The 18503-nt window shown below is 71.5% G+C and carries 18 protein-coding genes; 9 read left to right on the top strand and 9 right to left on the bottom strand.

The window, feature by feature from the left end; all coding sequences use genetic code 11:
- The first annotated feature begins 12 nt into the window (after positions 1-12).
- Positions 13-675, top strand: a complete 663-nt coding sequence (locus tag AC5P09_RS03350; RefSeq protein ID WP_493872368.1) for a TetR/AcrR family transcriptional regulator — start codon at positions 13-15, stop codon at positions 673-675.
- A gap of 97 nt (positions 676-772) precedes the next feature.
- Here the strand turns inward: AC5P09_RS03350 and AC5P09_RS03345 are convergent, their stop codons facing one another.
- Entirely contained in the window at positions 773-2023 is a 1251-nt protein-coding gene (locus tag AC5P09_RS03345; protein WP_493872367.1) for a glycoside hydrolase family 18 protein, read from the bottom strand.
- Between the two features lie 332 nt (positions 2024-2355).
- Here AC5P09_RS03345 and AC5P09_RS03340 point away from each other — a divergent pair, with 332 nt between their 5' ends.
- A complete protein-coding gene (locus AC5P09_RS03340; RefSeq protein ID WP_493872366.1) occupies positions 2356-3528 on the top strand; it encodes an acyl-CoA dehydrogenase family protein in 1173 nt (390 codons plus the stop codon).
- On the opposite strand, the gene AC5P09_RS03335 is transcribed toward AC5P09_RS03340, so the two are convergent.
- Positions 3491-3751, bottom strand: coding sequence for a hypothetical protein (locus AC5P09_RS03335; protein ID WP_493872365.1), 261 nt, complete (start codon positions 3749-3751; stop codon positions 3491-3493). The two genes, AC5P09_RS03340 and AC5P09_RS03335, sit on opposite strands and share 38 nt — an antisense overlap.
- A 183-nt stretch (positions 3752-3934) precedes the next feature.
- On the bottom strand, positions 3935-4369 hold the full coding sequence (locus tag AC5P09_RS03330; RefSeq protein WP_266443195.1) for a hypothetical protein: 435 nt from the start codon (positions 4367-4369) through the stop codon (positions 3935-3937).
- A 268-nt stretch (positions 4370-4637) separates the two neighbouring features.
- Between AC5P09_RS03330 and AC5P09_RS03325 the strand changes: the two genes are divergently transcribed.
- The 4 genes from AC5P09_RS03325 (at position 4638) to fxsA (ending at position 8761) form a co-directional block, all read left to right on the top strand.
- On the top strand, positions 4638-5078 hold the full coding sequence (locus AC5P09_RS03325; protein WP_493872364.1) for an Lrp/AsnC family transcriptional regulator: 441 nt from the start codon (positions 4638-4640) through the stop codon (positions 5076-5078).
- A 47-nt stretch (positions 5079-5125) separates the two neighbouring features.
- Entirely contained in the window at positions 5126-6727 is a 1602-nt protein-coding gene (locus AC5P09_RS03320; protein ID WP_493872363.1) for an amidohydrolase, read from the top strand.
- A gap of 558 nt (positions 6728-7285) precedes the next feature.
- Positions 7286-8077, top strand: a complete 792-nt coding sequence (locus tag AC5P09_RS03315; RefSeq protein WP_493872362.1) for a polyprenol monophosphomannose synthase — start codon at positions 7286-7288, stop codon at positions 8075-8077.
- Positions 8078-8197: 120 nt separating this feature from the next.
- Positions 8198-8761 carry an FxsA family membrane protein gene (gene fxsA / locus AC5P09_RS03310; RefSeq protein WP_493872361.1) on the top strand — a complete coding sequence of 188 codons (564 nt, stop codon included), beginning with the start codon at positions 8198-8200 and terminating at the stop codon, positions 8759-8761.
- A gap of 138 nt (positions 8762-8899) precedes the next feature.
- On the opposite strand, the gene AC5P09_RS03305 is transcribed toward fxsA, so the two are convergent.
- The 4 genes from AC5P09_RS03305 to yczE form a co-directional block, all read right to left on the bottom strand.
- Positions 8900-9274, bottom strand: coding sequence for an RNA polymerase-binding protein RbpA (locus AC5P09_RS03305; protein WP_003977404.1), 375 nt, complete (start codon positions 9272-9274; stop codon positions 8900-8902).
- Between the two features lie 267 nt (positions 9275-9541).
- Positions 9542-10897: an MFS transporter gene (locus tag AC5P09_RS03300; protein ID WP_493872360.1), complete on the bottom strand. Its 1356-nt coding sequence runs from the start codon at positions 10895-10897 to the stop codon at positions 9542-9544.
- A 65-nt stretch (positions 10898-10962) separates the two neighbouring features.
- Positions 10963-11730 carry a glycerophosphodiester phosphodiesterase family protein gene (locus AC5P09_RS03295; protein ID WP_493872359.1) on the bottom strand — a complete coding sequence of 256 codons (768 nt, stop codon included), beginning with the start codon at positions 11728-11730 and terminating at the stop codon, positions 10963-10965.
- Positions 11727-12422 carry a membrane protein YczE gene (gene yczE, locus AC5P09_RS03290; protein ID WP_493872358.1) on the bottom strand — a complete coding sequence of 232 codons (696 nt, stop codon included), beginning with the start codon at positions 12420-12422 and terminating at the stop codon, positions 11727-11729. Before yczE ends, AC5P09_RS03295 begins: the two co-directional genes overlap by 4 nt.
- A gap of 64 nt (positions 12423-12486) precedes the next feature.
- Between yczE and AC5P09_RS03285 the strand changes: the two genes are divergently transcribed.
- Positions 12487-13992: an SCO1417 family PLP biosynthesis transcription factor gene (locus tag AC5P09_RS03285; protein ID WP_493872357.1), complete on the top strand. Its 1506-nt coding sequence runs from the start codon at positions 12487-12489 to the stop codon at positions 13990-13992.
- 60 nt (positions 13993-14052) lie between these two features.
- Here AC5P09_RS03285 and AC5P09_RS03280 read toward each other — a convergent pair whose 3' ends face one another.
- Positions 14053-15672, bottom strand: a complete 1620-nt coding sequence (locus AC5P09_RS03280) for an ATP-binding protein (RefSeq protein WP_493872356.1) — start codon at positions 15670-15672, stop codon at positions 14053-14055.
- Between the two features lie 68 nt (positions 15673-15740).
- Positions 15741-15935, bottom strand: a complete 195-nt coding sequence (locus AC5P09_RS03275; protein WP_015661880.1) for a hypothetical protein — start codon at positions 15933-15935, stop codon at positions 15741-15743.
- Positions 15936-16208: 273 nt separating this feature from the next.
- Between AC5P09_RS03275 and AC5P09_RS03270 the strand changes: the two genes are divergently transcribed.
- Complete coding sequence (locus AC5P09_RS03270; RefSeq protein ID WP_493872355.1) at positions 16209-16601, top strand: ankyrin repeat domain-containing protein; 393 nt, start codon at positions 16209-16211, stop codon at positions 16599-16601.
- A 299-nt stretch (positions 16602-16900) separates the two neighbouring features.
- Positions 16901-18319 carry a HEAT repeat domain-containing protein gene (locus AC5P09_RS03265; RefSeq protein WP_493872354.1) on the top strand — a complete coding sequence of 473 codons (1419 nt, stop codon included), beginning with the start codon at positions 16901-16903 and terminating at the stop codon, positions 18317-18319.
- Positions 18320-18503 lie beyond the last annotated feature (184 nt).

Genomic DNA, 18503 nt, shown 5'->3' with positions numbered 1-18503 from the left:
CCAGGGTCGAAATTGAATATCAGTCAACAGCGCGACGCCGCCCGTCCCCGGGCGCGCGGCACCGAGCGCTCGGTCGCACGCCGTGCCGAACTCATCGCCATCGGGCGGAAGTTGTTCGCCGACACGTCGTACGACGCGCTCTCGATGGACGACATCGCCCGGCAGGCCCATGTCGCCAAGGGACTGATCTACTACTACTTCCAGTCCAAGCGCGGCTACTACCTGGCGATCATCCAGGACTCCGTCGCCGACCTGGTCACCTACGCGGCGAGCGGCCTCGAACTGGAGCCGGTGGGCCGGGTCCACCGCACCATCGACAGCTATCTGCGCTACGCCGAGCACAACCAGGCCGCCTACCGCACGATCGTCAGCGGCGGCGTCGGCTTCGACGCCGAGGTGCACGCCATCCGGGACGGGGTGCGCGAGGCGATCGTCGCCACCATCGCCGAAGGGGCGTACGGCCGCAGTGACATCGCGCAGGTGCCGCGCATGGGCCTGCTCGCCTGGGTGTGCAGCGTCGAGGGCGCCGCCCTCGACTGGATCGACCGCCCCAAGCTGTCCCGCGAGACGATGCGCGAACTCCTGGTGAAGACGCTCGGCGGCTCGATGCGGGCCATCGAGGAGATGGACCCCGCCTATCCGGCCCCGGCGCCGGCCCGCCGCGACGACGGCTGACGACACCCGGCTGACGCCTTCACGGCCGATGCTCTCTTGACGGACGACTTGGGGCGGAGGCTCGTGGTCCTCCGCCCCCAGTCGCCTTTCGGCTCGGTCAGTTGATCGCGTTGATCAGCTCGCCGTCCGCGGTGTCCCCGCTCAGCTCCCAGAAGAACGTGCCGCCCAGGCGCTGCGCGTCCTTGTACTTCATCTTCCCCTTGATCGTCTTCGGAGTGTCGTAACTCCACCAGTCGCTGCCGCACTTGGCATAGGCGGTGCCGCCCACGGTGCCGGTCGGCGGGCACGTGGTCCTGAGCACCTTGTAGTCCTCGAAACCGGCCTCGTACGTCCCCGCCGCCGGGCCGGTGGCCGTGCCGCCCGGCTTCGCCTGGGTGACGCCGGTCCAGCCGCGCCCGTAGAAGCCGATGCCGAGCAGCAGCTTCGAGGACGGGATGCCCAGGCTCCTGAGCTTGGCGATGGTGGCGGCGGTGTTGTAGCCCTCCTCCGGGATGCCCGGGTACGACGTCAGCGGGGAGTGCGGTGCCGTCGGCCCGGTGGCGGCCCAGGCGCCGAAGTAGTCGTACGTCATTGGGTTGTACCAGTCGACGTACCGCGCCGCGCCCGCGTAGTCCGCCGCGTCGATCTTGCCGCCGGGTGTGGCGTCGGCGGTGATCGCCGCGGTGACCAACTGCCGCTTGCCGAACTTGGCGCGCAGCGCGGCCATCACGTCCCGGAACGCCTCCCGGCCGCTGGTGTCGCAGGTCAGGCCGCAGGCGTTCGGGTACTCCCAGTCGATGTCGATGCCGTCGAAGACGTCCGCCCACTTCGAGTTCTCGACCAGGTCGTAGCAGGACTGGGCGAAGGCGGCCGGGTCCTTGGCCGCCTCACCGAAGCCGCCCGACCAGCTCCAGCCGCCGAACGACCAGATGACCTTGAGGTCGGGGTGGAGCTTCTTCAGCTTGATCAGCTGGTTGAAGTTGCCGCTCAGCGGCTGGTCCGCGGTGTCGGCGACACCGTCCACGGACTCCTCGGCGGTGAACGGCTTGTCGGTGTCCGCCCAGGCGTCGCCGAGGGCGCACTTGCCGTCGGTGACATTGCCGAAGGCGTAGTTGATGTGGGTGAGCTTGTCGGCGGAGCCGGAGGTCTCGATGTTCTTGACGAAGTACTGGCGGCCGTAGATGCCCCAGTCGGTGAAGTAGCCGACCACCTTTGAGTCGGCCGCGCCGGCCGCGGTGGACTCGGCGGGGCCGGGCTCCGTGGCGGTGGCGGTGCCCGCACCGGCGAGCAGGCCGGCGCCGAGGGCGGCGCAGCACGAGGCGGACAGGAGGGCCCGGAACCGGACGCGGGGGCGGAGTGGGGTGTGCATCGGGTGTCTCCTCGCGGGGGACAGGGAGGGGATCGCACGCCGATTGGCATGAACGCGGGGAAGCGTTGGAGCGAAACAGTAAGAGGACTAGACCAATCGGTCAATGGTTCGTACCAATTTCAGGGAGGGTGGGCGCGTCGGAACTTCTTGAAGTGAGCGGTCGTTAACCGGTGACGGAGTGCCTCCGATCGGGCATACTCACAGCGCACAGCCGCTGGTCAGCAGCTTCCGAGACCCGGAAGTGCGAGCCTCGGTCGCACTCAGTGAGACCTGGCGGAGCCGCCCCCACAACGGGCCGTCCGCCCGTGTCCGACAGGGAGGAGAGCGTCGCCATGCCCGACCGCGCCCCGCAGCCGGTGGACCGGCAACTGCCCACGGACGAGGCCCGGGATCTGATCTCGCTCGTCCGCGACATCGCGCAGCGCGAGATCGCCCCGAAGGCGGCCGAGGAGGAGGACGCCGGACGCTTCCCGCGCGAGGTCTTCACCCTGCTCTCCGAATCCGGACTGCTCGGCCTGCCGTACGACTCCGAGTACGGCGGCGGCGACCAGCCCTACGAGGTCTACCTCCAGGTCCTCGAAGAGCTCGCCGCGGCCCGCCTCACCGTCGGCCTCGGTGTCAGCGTGCACACCCTGTCCTCCTACGCACTCGCCGCCTACGGCACCAAGGAGCAGCAGGTCGAACACCTCCCCGCGATGCTCGGCGGCGGCCTCCTGGGCGCGTACTGCCTCTCGGAGCCCTCCTCCGGCTCGGACGCGGCCTCACTGCGCACGAAGGCGGTGCGCGAGGGCGGCGACTGGGTGATCACCGGAACCAAGGCGTGGATCACGCACGGCGGCATCGCCGACTTCTACACGGTCATGGCCCGTACGGGCGAAGCGGGCCCGCGCGGGATCACGGCGTTCCTGGTGCCCGGCGACGCGGCGGGCCTCAGCGGCGCGGCGCCGGAGAAGAAGATGGGCATGAAGGGCTCGCCGACGGCCCTGGTCCACTTCGACGGGGTCCGCGTCCCCGACGACCGGCGCATCGGCGACGAGGGCCAGGGCTTCGCGATCGCCCTGGCCTCCCTCGACTCCGGACGTCTCGGCATCGCGGCCTGTGCCGTCGGCCTGGCCCAGGCGGCGCTCGACGAGGCGGTGGCGTACGCGACCGGGCGGCAGCAGTTCGGGCGGCCGATCGCCGACTTCCAGGGCCTGCGCTTCATGCTCGCCGACATGGCGACCCAGATCGAGGCGGGCCGGGCGCTGTACCTGGCGGCGGCGCGACTGCGCGACGCGGGCCGGCCGTTCGCCAAGCAGGCGGCCATGGCCAAGCTGCACTGCACCGACACCGCGATGAAGGTGACCACCGACGCCGTCCAGGTCCTCGGCGGGTACGGCTACACGGCCGACTTCCCGGCCGAGCGGTACATGCGCGAGGCCAAGGTCCTGCAGATCGTCGAGGGCACCAACCAGATCCAGCGGATGGTCATCGCCCGTCACCTCGCGGGTCCCGAGACCCGCTGAACTGGCCCGGCGTCACCTGGGGTGCCGCGAGCCGCACCCACTCCGGGTCGTGGCGCCCCGGCAGGGTGCGGCCGCCGTCCGCCCAAGTGCGCATCAGATCACGGTAGATGGGCGGGTCCTGGACCTGCGGCGGCGCGAGCGGAACCGATTCTGTCGATGCGGGGACCGGTGCGGGAACATACACACGGCGCTGACGCCCGGTCGCCGAAGTTGTGGGGGTCATACCGGGGCAACGCAGAGGTCGGCGGACAGGTCACCGGTGCGCGGAATCGGGAGTGAGTTCGCCGAGGTCCGAGTCGGTGTGACTGTCTGACGTACCGCCACTTCCGGTCAGGCCGCACCGAACCGCACCACGGCAGTCTGTGAGCCGTGGCGCGGCTCGGTCACGGGGTCGGAGCGAGGCCGCTCAGGCGGCCTGGCGGCGCATGACGGGCACCCGCATGGGGCGCGAGCCCGGGCCGCCGACGTGCGAGAAGGGCTGCGTCCGCCAGTCGAGTCCCTGAGGGAGCGTCAACAGAAGGGCGGTGTCCTGCTCCTGCGGCTCGGCCGACTCGTCCGCCGACCGGGCGTCGGACGCCTTGCGGCCGGTGCCGGCGCAGACCGTGAGCCCGAACGGGTTCCACGGCGAGGCACACAGCGCGTGCTCCGGCAGGACCTCCTCGTCCGCCAGCAGGGCGATCGGCTGCGCGCAGTCCGGGCACACGACCCGGTACATCTCGAAGGTGTCGTAGTCGTCGAGTTCGTCCTCGAGGGCGTCGGGTTCGACGCCCTCCGGCTCGGGCTCGACAACCGGCTGCGACCGCTTGGGTGCGGTACGACCAGGGCGCTTAAGACTCTGCATAGGATTCTCCCCCTCGGGCTGGGCCGTGAAGGCGCTGCGGCCTCGACCACAGCAAGCACTTCCCGCCCCGTCTCGGCGGTAATCACGAGACCATCACGGAGCCTGTTCGAGGAGTGTGGTCTTAGTCACATGCCATCCGCAGGTGCCGGACGCGGCCCCTTTGTTCCCCGGACGGCTCACCGGCTGCTCTCGGCCACATCACGAACCGGGCATGACCTGCGCCGCTCAGGTATCGCAGGAGATCAGCCGCACTGTAGGTTCTTGCGCCATGGAGGAGCTCGACCGACAAATCGTGCAGCTGCTCGTCAAGGACGGGCGGATGAGCTACACAGACCTGGGCAAGGCCACCGGCCTGTCCACGTCGGCCGTGCACCAGCGGGTGCGCCGGCTGGAACAGCGCGGAGTGATCCGCGGCTACGCGGCGGTGGTCGACCCGGAGTCCGTCGGGCTGCCCCTGACCGCGTTCATCTCGGTGAAGCCGTTCGACCCCAGCGCACCCGACGACATCGCGGACCGCCTCTCCGGCGTCCCCGAGATCGAGGCCTGCCACAGCGTCGCCGGCGACGAGAACTACATCCTCAAGGTGCGGGTCTCCACACCGCACGCGCTGGAGGAGCTGCTGGCCCGGCTCAGGTCGCTGGCGGGCGTCTCCACACGGACCACGGTGGTGCTGTCCACGCCGTACGAGGCACGACCGCCGCGGATCTGACCGACCTGCGTGCCGGACGCCCCGCGCGAGGCGCGAAACTGTCCCTCATGAGTGAACGCACCGCCGAACCGACCACCGTCCTCCTCCGCCGCGGCGAGGTGCACAGCCCCGCCGACCCGTTCGCGACGGCGATGGTCGTGGAGCGCGGCCAAGTCGCCTGGGTCGGCTCCGAGGGCGCGGCCGACGCCTTCGCGGACGGTGTCGACGAGGTGGTCGACCTGGACGGCGCCCTGGTCACCCCCGCGTTCACCGACGCGCACGTGCACACCACGTCCACCGGCCTCGCCCTCACCGGCCTCGACCTGTCCGACGCCCCCTCCCTGGACGCGGCCCTCGCCCTGGTACGGGACTTCGCCGCCGCCCGCCCGAACGACCGCGTCCTGCTCGGGCACGGCTGGGACGCCGCCCGCTGGCCCGGCGGCCGCCCCCCGACCCGCGCCGAGCTCGACGCGGCCACCGGCGGCCGCCCCCTGTACCTGAGCCGGATCGACGTCCACTCGGCGGTCGTCACGACGGCCCTGCTGGACCTGACCCCCGGCCTCGGCGCCCCGGACGCCCCGCTGACCGCCGACGCCCACCACGCCGTACGCGCCGCCGCCCTCGGCGCCGTCACCCCGCAGCAGCGCAGGGAGGCCCAGCGCGCCGCCCTCGCGCACGCCGTGTCCCTCGGTATCGGGACCGTCCACGAGTGCGCGGGCCCGGAGATCTCCTCCGAGGACGACTTCACTGATCTGCTGAACCTCGCTTCCGAGCAGGCGGGCCCGCGCGTGGTCGGCTACTGGGCCGAGCAGGACGTCGAGAAGGCCCGGGAACTGGGCGCGATCGGCGCGGCCGGCGACCTGTTCGTGGACGGCGCCCTCGGGTCGCACACCGCCTGCCTGCACGAGCCGTACACCGACGCCGACCACACCGGCACCGCCTACCTGGACGCCGCCGCCGTCGCCGCGCACGTCACCGCCTGCACCGAGGCGGGCCTCCAGGCGGGCTTCCACGCGATCGGCGACGCCGCCGTGACCTCCGTCGTCGACGGCGTGCGCGCCGCCGCGGAGAAGCTCGGCCTGGCCCGTATCCGGGCAGCCCGTCACCGCGTCGAACACGCCGAGATGCTCACGCCCGAGACGATCGCGGCCTTCGCCGAGCTCGGCCTGACCGCGTCCGTCCAGCCCGCCTTCGACGCGCTGTGGGGCGGCGAGGACGGCATGTACGCCCAGCGCCTGGGCGCCGCGCGAGCCCGGGCTCTGAACCCCTTCGCGGCGTTGCTCCGGGCCGGCGTCCCGCTCGCCTTCGGCTCCGACAGCCCGGTCACGCCCCTCGACCCCTGGGGTGGCGTCCGCGCGGCCGCCTTCCACCGCACCCCCGAGCACCGGGTCTCCGTACGCGCCGCGTTCACCGCGCATACGCGCGGTGGATGGCGGGCCGTCGGACGGGACGACGCGGGTGTCCTGGTGCCGGGCGCACCCGCGGACTACGCCGTGTGGCGCACCGGCGAACTGGTCGTCCAGGCCCCGGACGACCGAGTGGCCCGCTGGTCGACCGATCCCCGCTCCGGCACCCCGGGTCTGCCCGACCTGACCCCGGGCCGCGACCTCCCCGTCTGCCTGCGCACCGTGGTGGGCGGACGGACCGTGTTCGTACGGCCGGGCGAGTGATCTACCGGGGTGGCGCACCGTCGATCGGTCGTCGCCGCCCCGACGCGCGACCTGCGCATCCTCCGCGCTGACCAGGGCTTCGATGCAAGAGCCGCAGGTGGAGCGGCTGTTGACAGCCGACGGCGGCGGGCCGGTAGGTTCGTCCGAGTCCACCACCGGACGCCCGACCGGGGAACGCCCGCGCACTCGCCGCCGCGCCGCTGGGTCAGGGACGGTGTGCCGCACCGGGGCACCGCCACTGGGAGCCAGGCTCAGCGCCCGTGACACGGCGAGGGAACGTTCCGGCCCGGTCGGGGAGGTGTGACCCGGATGGGGCCGGGCGCTCAGTAGACAACGGCTTTCGGTCGACCCGCAGCCGGCGGGTCCCAGGTCGGCCCGAAGGGCGCCGGGCCCCCATCCGCAGCACGCACAGCCCTCGCCGCCGCAGGCACAGTCCCCAAAGTGCGCATCCTTACCCGGCTTTTGTGGAAACGACACCACCATACTTACGTCCTGTCACGTCATCGCAGGCCGCGGCCACTATGGTGGACGTCTGCGTACGGACTTGAAGGGGCAGCAGTGAACGACGGCGACGGGACCCTCGCGGCACAGGACCGGGGGAGACAGTTCGGCCCGCTCGGCACGGCGTTGGTGATCATTCCGACCTACAACGAGGCGGAGAACATCAAGGCGATCGTCGGCCGGGTGCGCAAGGCCGTCCCCGAGGCCCACGTGCTGGTGGCCGACGACAACAGCCCCGACGGCACGGGCAAGCTCGCCGACGAACTGGCCGCCACCGACGACCACGTCCAGGTCCTGCACCGCAAGGGCAAGGAGGGCCTCGGCGCCGCGTACCTAGCGGGCTTCCGCTGGGGCATCGAGAAGGACTACGGCGTCCTGATCGAGATGGACGCCGACGGCTCGCACCAGCCCGAGGAACTGCCCCGTCTGCTCACCGCCCTCAAAGGCGCCGACCTGGTTCTCGGCTCCCGCTGGGTGCCCGGCGGCCGGGTCGTCAACTGGCCCAAGTCCCGCGAGGTCATCTCGCGGGGCGGCAGCCTCTACTCCCGCCTCGCCCTGGACCTGCCGCTGCGCGACGTCACCGGCGGCTACCGCGCCTTCCGTCGCGAGACCCTCGAGGGCCTCGGCCTCGACGAGGTCGCCTCCCAGGGCTACTGCTTCCAGGTCGACCTCGCCCGCCGTGCGGTCAAGGCCGGCTACCACGTGGTCGAGGTGCCCATCACCTTCGTCGAGCGCGAGCACGGCGACTCCAAGATGAGCCGGGACATCCTGGTGGAGGCCCTGTGGCGGGTCACGACCTGGGGCGTGGGGGAGCGGGTCGGCAGGATCGTCGGCCGGGGCAAGCCCTGACAGCCGCACCTGACTGCCGTACCTGGCGGCCGTACCTGGCGGCCGTAGCGGTACGACTTCACAGGCAGGGTTGATCGTCCCCTTATCCCGTGCTGAGCCCGGCCCAGGCACACTGGACGTATGACGACTGGCGCTCCGACTCCCACGTACCCTGCCCGGCCCCGGCGCTCCCGGCTGCGCACCTTCCTGCCGCTGGGCGTCGCCGCCTGGCTGGTGCTGGAGATCTGGCTGCTGACCGTGGTCGCCGGCGCGTCGAGCGGGATCACGGTGTTCCTGCTGCTCCTGGCCGGCTTCGTGCTCGGCTCGGTGGTCATCAAGCGGGCGGGCCGACGCGCCTTCCAGAACCTGAACGAGGCCTTGCAGCGGGGCGGAGCACCGTCCGACTCGTCGAAGGGCGGCGGCAACGGCCTGATGATGCTCGGCGGCCTGCTCCTGATGATCCCCGGCCTGGTCTCCGACGCGGTGGGGCTGCTCCTGCTGGTCCCCCCGATCCAGAAGGCCCTCGGCCGCTACGCGGAGCGCACCGTCGACCGCAAGCTCCGCGAGGCCGCCCAGGGCACCCTGGGTGACGCCTTCCAGCAGGCCCGCATGCACCGGCCCGACGGCAAGGTGGTCCAGGGCGAGGTCATCAGGGACGAGCCGGGTGACGCGCCCGAGAACCCCCGCCCGCCGCTGACGCGCTGAGCTGTTGGCCGTACCGGCACACGAAGCTGAGCTGTTCGGCCCTGACCGGCACACGAAACCGCGGGCGCCGTACGTGACATCACGTACGGCGCCCGCGGTTGCTTGCTGTGTTGTTTGTCCGCCCAGACCCCGAAGGGACTACGCCGACTTCCGGCTGTCTCGCGGATGGACCGCGATGTTCATTGCGCCGGAGCGCAGAACAGCCAGGCGCTCCTCGAGGACCTCTTCGAGTTCCTCGCGAGTGCGCCGTTCCATCAACATGTCCCAATGCGTACGCGCGGGCTTGGCCTTCTTCTCTTCAGGGCCGTCGCCGTCAACGAGGAGTGCCTGGGCCCCGCAGACCTTGCACTCCCACTCCGGCGGGATCTCCGCCTCGACCGAGAAGGGCATCTCAAAGCGATGTCCCTTCTCGCATGCGTACTCCACGGCCTGGCGCGGGGCCAGGTCGATGCCGCGGTCCGTCTCGTAGCTGGTCACCACGAGGCGCGTGCCGCGAAGAGCTCGCTCACTCATGAATCGTGCCTCCCGGGCTTGTCGCCCACAGGACAGGTGTCGCTGTCGTCGTCATCCGGTCAACGTCCGGTCGGCGGTAAAGATTCCCGTTCCGGGTCCCGTCCCGGGCAATGCGTCGCCGTCGTAGCCGCCCCTTGTTGTACCCACCAGCGCCCGGTTTGTCACATCTGCTAGCAGATGTCACCCAGCGTTTCGGCTTCTTTGACGCGCAGTAACGGTACGCCTGGCAGGCCAAACGCGTACACTACAGCGCTTTCGCCTTGAACGCTAAATCCTCTCGGGAATCGGGTTGCCCGCGTCGCTGATCGCCCGCCGCACCGGAACCCGTGCGAGCAGCACGAATCCGATGACGAAGAAGGCCACCAGCGAGATGATCGCGTCCCGATAACTTCCGGTCACCTGGTAGGTGATCCCGAAGAGCAGCGGGCCCAGCCAGCTCATGCCCCGGTCACTCATCTCGTACGCCGAGAAGTACTCGGCCTCCTTGCCGGGCGGCACGAGATGGGAGAACAGCGACCGGGACAGCGCCTGGCTGCCGCCGAGGACGAGGCCGATCCCGGAGGCGAGCACGAAGAACCACACGGGTGCGCCGGCGGGCAGGAAGTACCCGGCGGCCAGCGTCACCGTCCAGGCGACCAGCGAGCCCAGGATCGTGCGCTTGGCGCCGTAGATCCGGGCCAGCCGCCCCATGCCCAGCGCTCCCGCCACCGCGAGCACCTGGACCAGCAGCACGGCGCCGATGAGCGTCGACTGCCCGAGTCCTAGTTCCTCGGAGCCGTAGATCGACGCCTGGGAGATCACGGTCTGGATGCCGTCGTTGTAGACGAGGTACGCCAGCAGGAAGGCGAGGGTCAGCGGGTGGCGGCGCATGTCGCGGACGGTCGCGGCGAGCTGGCGGAAGCCGGGAGCTGTCGATCCCGGCGTGGCCTTCGAGGCGGAGCGGCGGTCGCGCAGCCGTCGTAGCGGAATGAGGGCGAAGGCACCCCACCACAGGCCCGCGGAGGCCAGGCAGATACGGACCGCGGCGCTCTCCGAGAGCCCGAAGGACTCGTGGCCGGTGTAGAGGACGAGGTTCACGACCAGGACCAGGGCGCCGGCCGCGTACCCGAAGGCCCAGCCCCGGGCGGAGACGGCGTCGCGCTCCTCGGGCGGGGCGATCTGCGGGAGGTAGGAGTTGTAGAGCATCATCGCCACGGACTGCGCGGCGTTCGCGACGACCAGCAGGGCGCCGCCGAGCAGATAGCGGTCGCCGCCGAGGAAGAACATGGCCGTCGTCGCCGCGGCCCCGGTGTAGGCGGCGGCGGCCAGGAGGGGCTTCTTGCGGCCGGTGCGGTCGGCGGCGGCGCCCACCAGGGGCATCACCAGCACGGCCACGATCACCGACAGGGACACCGAGTACGCGAAGAAGGACCCGGCGCGCACCGGGATCCCCAGCGGATGCACGAAGCCGTCCGCGTCCGCCGCCGCCTTGGCGACCGACGTCAGATAGGGGCCCAGGAACACGGTGAGCACGCTCGTCGAGTAGACGGAGCAGGCCCAGTCGTAGAAGTACCAGCCGCGCTGTTCGCGCCGCCGGTCGGCGGCCTCGTCCGCCGATTCCGCCCGCACGGTGTCGGTGCCCACCCGTGCCCTCGCTTCCCCGTGAAGGTGCCGCGCTAGGGCGTGCGGCCCAGGGGGTGTCCGGGGCGTTAGACCCAGACGCCGCGGTCCTCCATGACCTTGCGCAACGTGTCGATGTGATCGGTCATGATGCCATCGACTCCCAGGTCCAGGAGCCGGTGCATGCGTTCCGGCTCGTTCACCGTCCACACGTGCACCTGCAGCCCGAGCGCGTGGGCGGTGCGCAGGAAGCGGTGGTCGACCACCTGGATCCCCGACTGCATCTCGGGCACCTGCGCGGCGACCGCGGAACGGCGCACCGCTGCCGGCAGGCCCCAGGAGCGCAGCCGAAGATTGAGGACGCCACGGGTGCCGTACGAGGTCGCCAGGCGCGGGCCGGCCAGCCGCTGGGCACGGACCACCCGCGCCTCGGCGAACGAGCCGACGCAGATCCGCTCCCAGGAGTTCGTACGCTCGATCAGGTCCAGGAGGGGCAGCAGTGCCGGCTCCGCCTTGACGTCGACGTTCCAGCGCGCGTCGGGGAAGGTCTCCAGGAGCTCCTCGAAGAGGGGCACCGGTTCCCTGCCCGCCACGCGCGCGTGCCGTACGTCCTTCCAGGGCAGGTCCGCGATCCGGCCCGCCCCGTCGGTCACCCGGTCCAGGGTCGCGTCGTGGAAGGCGACGAGTCTGCCGTCCGCGGTGGTGTGGGCGTCGGTCTCCAGGTAGCGGTAGCCCGCCTCGACCGCGCGCCGGAACTGCGGCGTCGTGTTCTCCAGGCCGTCGGCCGCTCCGCCGCGGTGGGCGAAGGCGATGGGGCCGGGATGGTCGAGGTAGGGATGGCGTATCCGCGAGGTCACCGTCGAAGTATCGCCTGCTGCGGTTGCCCGCCGGCAACGACCGTGCCGCCGTCGGATGCCGACGGGGCGGCGAACACACGCAGGAAGAACTGGGCGAGCGGGCCGATCGACACCGCGTACAGCAGGGTGCCGATGCCGATGGTGCCGCCCAGCACGAAGCCGGTCGTCACGACCGCCACCTCGACGGCCGTCCGCATCAGGCGGATCGAGCGGCCGGTGCGCCGGTGCAGCCCGGTCATCAGTCCGTCCCTCGGGCCCGGTCCGAAGTTCGCGGCGATGTAGAGACCGGTGGCCGCCCCGTTGAGCACGATGGCGGCGAGCATGAGGGGGATCCGTGCGGCGAGGCCGTGCGCCTCGGGGATCAGGGTCAGGGTGCCGTCCATGGCGAGGCCGACCACGAAGACGTTGGACACCGTGCCGAGGCCCGGGCGCTGGCGCAGCGGGATCCACAGGAGCAGCACCGCCGCGCCGACGACGATCGACACGACGCCGATCGTCAGGCCGGTGAACTCGGCCAGGCCCTGGTGCAGCACGTTCCAGGGTTCGAGCCCCAGGCCCGCCTCGACGAGGAGCGCCGAACTCGCCCCGTACAGCGCGAGACCGACGTACAGCTGGATCAACCGGCGCCCGAGACGGCTCGGCCTCTTCGTGGACAAGAGGTCCCCCCATGTGGTCGTAGTGGCCTGACGCATGACACCCTGTGGCTTGGGTGGAAACATCATCCATGGCCAATTCGGGGAAGGTGGACTGATTTGCATGGCGCAGTGGACCTCGGCGATGGGTGCCGCACAGCTCGCCCGGCTGCTCAACTCCCAGCAGGACCGCCCGGCCGGACCGGGCACGCGCCGCCCGCCCGCCTATCGGGCGCTGGCCGACGGCATCCGCCTGCTGGTCCTCGAGGGCCGGGTGCCGGTCGCCGCCCGGCTGCCCGCCGAGCGCGAGCTCGCGCTGTCCCTCTCCGTGAGTCGTACGACGGTCGCGGCGGCGTACGAGGCGCTGCGCAGCGAGGGATTCCTGGAGTCCCGGCGCGGCGCCGGCAGCTGGACGGCGGTACCGGCCGGCAATCCGCTGCCCGCGCGCGGGCTCGAACCCCTGCCCCCCGAGGCCCTCGGCTCGATGATCGACCTCGGCTGCGCGGCGCTCCCCGCCCCCGAACCGTGGCTGACGCGGGCCGTGCAGGGCGCCCTGGAGGAGCTGCCGCCGTACGCCCACACCCACGGCGACTATCCGGCCGGGCTGCCCGCACTGCGCACGATGATCGCCGAGCGGTACACCGCGCGCGGGATCCCGACGATGCCCGAGCAGATCATGGTCACGACCGGTGCGATGGGCGCGATCGACGCGATCTGTCATCTGTTCGCGGGGCGCGGTGAACGCATCGCCGTGGAGTCGCCCTCGTACGCCAACATCCTCCAGCTGATGCGGGAGGCGGGCGCCCGGCTGGTGCCCGTCGCGATGGCGGAGGGCCTCACCGGGTGGGACATGGACCGCTGGCGGCAGGTCCTGCGGGACGCCGCGCCCCGGATCGCCTATGTCGTCGCCGACTTCCACAACCCGACCGGCGCACTCGCCGACGAGGACCAGCGGCGGCGGCTGGTGGAGGCGGCACGGTCGGCCGGGACGGTCCTGGTCGCCGACGAGACGATGAGCGAGCTGTGGCTGGACGAGGACATCAAGGACGCGATGCCGCGTCCCGTGTGCGCCTTCGACCCGGCCGGGTCGACGGTCGTCACCGTCGGGTCGGCCAGCAAGGCCTTCTGGGCGGGGATGCGCATCGGGTGGGTGCGGGCGGCACCGGATGTGATCCGCAGCCTGGTCGCCGCGCGGGCGTACGCCGATCTGGGCACGCCGGTGCTGGAGCAGCTGGCCGTGAATTGGCTCTTCAGCACGGGGGGCTGGGCGAAGGCCGTGGATGTACGGCGGGATCAGGCCCGCGACAACCGGGACGCGCTGGTGACCGCCGTACGCAGGGAGCTGCCGGACTGGGAGTTCGAGGTGCCCAAGGGCGGGCTCACCCTCTGGGTCCGCACGGGCGGGCTGTCCGGGTCGCGGCTCGCGGAGATGGGGGAGCGGGTGGGCGTGCGCGTGCCGTCCGGGCCCCGGTTCGGTGTCGACGGAGCGTTCGAGGGGTATGTGCGGTTGCCGTTCACCGTGGGGGGTGCGGTGGCGGAGGAGGCCGCGGTGCGGCTGGCCGCGGCGGCACGGTTGGTGGAGAGCGGAGGCTCTGGGGGTGGGGAGGCGCCTCGTACGTTTGTGGCGTGAGCGGAGCGGGGGTCGGGCGGGAGCGGGTGCTGGGCGGGGGTGGGTCGCGCAGCCCGGCGGTTACGGAGCTTCCGCCGCCACGGCCCCCGTCTGTACGGCCTCCGTCTGTACGCCCTGTGTCGGTTCGCCCTCTGCCGGTACCGCCTCCGGCACGTGCTCCCCGTCAGCCGGCGTGGTCCGCGGCGGCAGCAGTGCCAGTACCGCCTGGCGGTCCGCCTCGCTCGTCGCCTCGTCGTACGGATCCGGGGTGCACGGGACCTGGAGTCGGTGGACCGGGCCCGTGCCGAGGCGGGCGTAGCCGCGGCCGGGCGGGACCTGGGCGACCGGGGTCGTGTGCGGGGGCGCGCCCAGGACCGCTTCCAGCTGATCGGTCGTGGCCGGGCCGAGGACGACACGCGCGCGCGTGTGCTGGCGTACGGCGTCGCTGAGGGTCTCGGCGCTGTCGAACTGGTCGGCCACGACCACCGTCACGTTCGCCGCGCGGCCGTGCCGGAGCGGGACCTGGAGCAGGGACTGCGGGTCCTGGCGGCCGTCCGCGGCGGCCACGTGGGCGAAGGCGCTCGGGCGGTCCAGGAGAATCCACAGGGGGCGCTTCGTGTCGTCCGGCGGCGGATTGCCCGCCTGGCGGGCACGGTTGACCGCGATCAGCCGGCGCTCCGTTTCCGTGGCCGCCCACTCCAGGCTCGCCAGCGCCCCGGCCAGCCCGCACTCGACCGCGAGGACGCCGTCCCGGCCGGTGAGACAGGCGTACTCGCCGGTGCCGCCGCCCTCGACGATCACGAGGTCGCCGTACTGGAGGGCCTGCAGGGCGATGGAGCGCAGCAGCGTGGAGGTACCGCTGCCCGGCTGACCCATGACCAGCAGGTGCGGCTCGGTGGAGCGGATGCCCGTGCGCCAGACGACCGGCGGTACGTCGCGCTGTTCCTCACCGTGGGTGAGGGGGAGCGTCCGCTGGACCTGGGTGGGGTCGGTGAAGCCGAGGACCGTCTCGCCGGGGGACGTGACGAAACGCTGGGCGGAAATGTCGGTGGGCAGGGGCGCGAGTACGGTCACCGTGAGCTGGTTGCCCTCCTCGTCCCAGGAGAAGTGGTACTCGCGGTCGCGGCCCGACTTGGCGTGCAGCAGCTGCTCGATGCGGGTACGGGCCTCGGCCTCGCCGTCGGTGAAGTACGCCGGGTAGCGGATCAGCAGGTGCGTGATGCGGCCGGTGCCGTCGAAGTCGTACGCGGGGAAGGCCTTGTCCCACTCGCCGCCGTGGGCGTAGAGCGGGGCCGGGTCCTCGGCGGCCGAGAAGTACGGGACCAGGGCCTCGTACAGCGACTGGAGGCGCTGGGTCTGGGACTCGTCGGGGCCGTCGGACTCCGGCTGTGCGCGGTCGCGGCCCTGCCAGGCTGCCGCCGCCATCAGTGTGATGACGGCGAGCAGCGGGCCGTACGGCGCGAGCGCCACGACCAGCACCACCGACGCCACCAGGAAGAGCAGCGGCCCGCGCTTGTCCTTGGGAGTGTCGGCCCACTTGCGCCGCCCGGCCGAGGCCAGCCGGCGCAGACCGCGGGTGATCGTGATCAGTGGGTGGAGGACGTCGGTGGCGCTGTCGGCCGCCGTCCGGGCCAGCTCCCGGCTCCGGGCGATCTGCGCGCTGCCTGTGCTCAGGATGCGGGGGAGGGGGCGCCGGGCCACTGCTGTCTCCTGGTGGTGCGTACGGATGGTGGTGCGTACGGATGGTGGTGCGTGCCGACGTGGGGGCGTCAGAACTTGATTCCGCCGAGGAGGCTCGCCAGGCTCTCGCCGCCGGCCTTGATGCTCGGAGCGATGGCCGTGCTCGCGAGATAGAAGCCGAAGAGTGCGGCCACCAGGGCGTGGGAGGCCTTGAGGCCGTCCTTCTTGAAGAAGAGGAAGACGATGATTCCGAGCAGGACCACGCCTGAGATGGACAGGATCATTTGAGTTCTCCTGGTTCGTGGGGACAGTCACCATGAGTACTTCCAGGATCACAGCATGTATCCATACGATAAAAGGTGCAACTGGGTGAATTTCCGCCGATTTCCCCCCAGTGGCGGAGTCGCCTTCGTCCGTTTGAGCTGGGCTCTTGCGTCCGCCCGGGTCTGCGGTGATCTTTACCTCGGGCACAACGGGTCATGTGCCCCGTGATGTGCCCCGTGAGCCAGTACCCTGGCGATTCACCTGAACGGTTGCACTGAGAGGCGGACCGGCCGATGACCGAAGCCCCGGACCCCGAGGTCGTGGAGCTGGCGACCAAGATCTTCGATCTTGCCCGGCAGGGGCAGACCGAGGCGCTCGTGGCGTACGTCGACGCGGGCGTTCCGGCCAACCTCACCAATGACCGCGACGACTCCCTGGTGATGCTCGCCGCCTACCACGGACATGCCGACACCGTGCGCGCCCTCCTCGCCCGGGGTGCCGAGGGCAACCGGATCAACGACCGGGGCCAGACCCCGCTCGCCGGGGCCGTCTTCAAGGGCGAGGAAGAAGTCATCAAGGCGCTTCTCGAGGGTGGTGCCGATCCCGCCGCGGGCACTCCGTCGGCCGTCGACACCGCTCGGATGTTCGGCAAGACGCAGCTGCTCGAACTGTTCGGCGCACACTGACACGTCCGCCTGACCAGGGCGGACACGAACAACGGGGGAGGCGGTAACGGGCCGCCGAAATTTCGGTCGCGGTGGATGGAACTGCCGAGTCATCATGACGTCGTGATTCACGGACGCGACGGCTGGGCAGGTGATGCCGCACCGCGCGGACCGTGATGCGGTCCGCATGGGCCACCTACGAGAGGCAGAGGAAGATGGCTTACAGCAAGCAGGAAACGGCGGGCGCCCCGACGTGTTGTCACGCGGCCAGGTAATGCACGATCCCGGTTGCGTCGACGCTTGATGTGAGGCTGTTTCCCATGTTCGATCCGGTCATAGCGCCCAGCGGCACGCTGCTCGGCCTGCTCCAGCGGGGCCGCGGCGACGGCACTCTGCACGCGCTCACCGCACCGCGCGCCGAAGCGCTCGCGGCCCTGAACCACTGTGTGCTGCGCGATCCCCGCCACGACTGGCAGGTGGAGAACCGCTCCCTGTACTACGCCCGTCTCTACCTCGACCTGAACGGCGAACTGGACGAGATCGAGGCGCACCTCTTCGACGTCGAGGACGTCCTCGACACCGAGGAGTCCCGCACCGGGCTCGCCCTCGCCGTCCTCGGCCACCTCGCCTCGTACGGCAGGCGGGACGCGCTCGAACTGCTGCGCAGGTACGCCGCCTCGGGCACCAACTGGGCCTGGGCCCTGGACGAACTGGCGCTGCGCGACGACGACGCCGGACTGCGCGCCCTCGCGGCACCGGTCCTGGCGCGCTTCCCGACCGACGCCGAGGGCGAGGCCGAACTGGCCGTCGCGGTGCGCGACGCGTTCGAGCCACGGCCCTGGCGGCTGTGGGCCGACGATCCGCGCGAATCCATCGCCACGCGCGTGCGTGCCGCTCAGGAGTCCGGCAGTTTCGACCGCTGGCAACGGCAGATGCGACCTACCGGGCCCCGTCCGGGGTGGAGCGTGCAGGCGGTCTTCGACTGGGCCCAGCAGGGTGTCGAGCGCGGCGTGGCCCTCCATGTTCCCGCCGCCCGCTGTCTCGCCGCCGTCGCCGGCCCCGAGGACCGGCCGGAGATCCTCCGGGCCGCCGAGGACGGCAGCGACGGAGCCCGCTGCACCGCCCTGCGTTATCTCGCCGACAGCAATGATCCGAGCGCTCCCGATCTGATCGAGGTCGCCGTGGCCACCGGCTCGGCGGCCGTGGTGGAGGCGGCCGTGGACGCTTTCGAACGCATGCGCAGTGTCGCCGCGGTCGACCGGGCATGCGGCTGGGCCCGTCGGCCCGACCCCCTCGGCGCCGCCGCCGGACGCATGCTCGCCTGCCGGGGCGCCTCCCGGGACAGTGACCTCGTCCTCGCGGCGCTCAGGGAGGCCGTACGGGGTGAAGGCCCCGACGCCCCGACGCTGTGGACCCTCGTCGACGGCACCGGACGGCTGGGCATCGTCTGTGCGGCACCCGTACTCCGGCACATCTACCGCGAGACCGCCTCGTCCCATCTGCGCGGCAGGGCCGCCCGCGCCCTCGCCGCCACCGACCCCTCCTTCGCCACCGGCTTCGCCGTCGAGTGCCTCTGGGACTGCGAGGAGACCACCCGCGAGATCGCCGCCCGGCACGCCGAGACCGGTGACGCCCGGGTCGTGGAGCGACTGCGCCGGCTCGCCGCCGATCCGGCCGAGGAGGCCGAGGTCCAGACGGCCGTACGCAGCCGGATCGGACCGGACGCGGCCGCCATGTGACCGCCGCTGTCGATGTGGCCGATCTTGACCGCATCCGGCTCGGGGGCGCCCTCGGAACGAACCCACCGGGCTCCGGCGCACCTTCCGGGTGAACTCGGGGTGACCCGCGGGTCAGACGGGCATGGACACGGTCTGACCTGCTCGGGTGCGCAGCGCAACGCTCACAGGACGTTCCTCGTCCGGA

It is taken from the genome of Streptomyces sp. a15 (genome assembly GCF_059026085.1).
The sequence above is the reverse complement of the archived record's forward strand: the minus strand, read 5'-3'. Positions and strand labels throughout refer to the sequence as shown.

Excerpts from the sequence above, each read along its gene's own strand:
- AC5P09_RS03340 (WP_493872366.1), top strand. The coding sequence starts at position 2,356 with ATGCCCGACCGCGCCCCGCAGCCGGTGGACCGGCAACTGCCCACGGAC.
- AC5P09_RS03330 (WP_266443195.1), bottom strand. The coding sequence starts at position 4,369 with ATGCAGAGTCTTAAGCGCCCTGGTCGTACCGCACCCAAGCGGTCGCAG.
- AC5P09_RS03270 (WP_493872355.1), top strand. The coding sequence starts at position 16,209 with ATGACCGAAGCCCCGGACCCCGAGGTCGTGGAGCTGGCGACCAAGATC.
- AC5P09_RS03265 (WP_493872354.1), top strand. The coding sequence starts at position 16,901 with ATGTTCGATCCGGTCATAGCGCCCAGCGGCACGCTGCTCGGCCTGCTC.
- AC5P09_RS03335 (WP_493872365.1), bottom strand. The coding sequence starts at position 3,751 with ATGACCCCCACAACTTCGGCGACCGGGCGTCAGCGCCGTGTGTATGTT.
- fxsA (WP_493872361.1), top strand. The coding sequence starts at position 8,198 with ATGACGACTGGCGCTCCGACTCCCACGTACCCTGCCCGGCCCCGGCGC.
- AC5P09_RS03345 (WP_493872367.1), bottom strand. The coding sequence starts at position 2,023 with ATGCACACCCCACTCCGCCCCCGCGTCCGGTTCCGGGCCCTCCTGTCC.
- yczE (WP_493872358.1), bottom strand. The coding sequence starts at position 12,422 with ATGCGTCAGGCCACTACGACCACATGGGGGGACCTCTTGTCCACGAAG.
- AC5P09_RS03275 (WP_015661880.1), bottom strand. The coding sequence starts at position 15,935 with ATGATCCTGTCCATCTCAGGCGTGGTCCTGCTCGGAATCATCGTCTTC.
- AC5P09_RS03305 (WP_003977404.1), bottom strand. The coding sequence starts at position 9,274 with ATGAGTGAGCGAGCTCTTCGCGGCACGCGCCTCGTGGTGACCAGCTAC.
- AC5P09_RS03285 (WP_493872357.1), top strand. The coding sequence starts at position 12,487 with ATGGCGCAGTGGACCTCGGCGATGGGTGCCGCACAGCTCGCCCGGCTG.
- AC5P09_RS03320 (WP_493872363.1), top strand. The coding sequence starts at position 5,126 with ATGAGTGAACGCACCGCCGAACCGACCACCGTCCTCCTCCGCCGCGGC.
- AC5P09_RS03325 (WP_493872364.1), top strand. The coding sequence starts at position 4,638 with ATGGAGGAGCTCGACCGACAAATCGTGCAGCTGCTCGTCAAGGACGGG.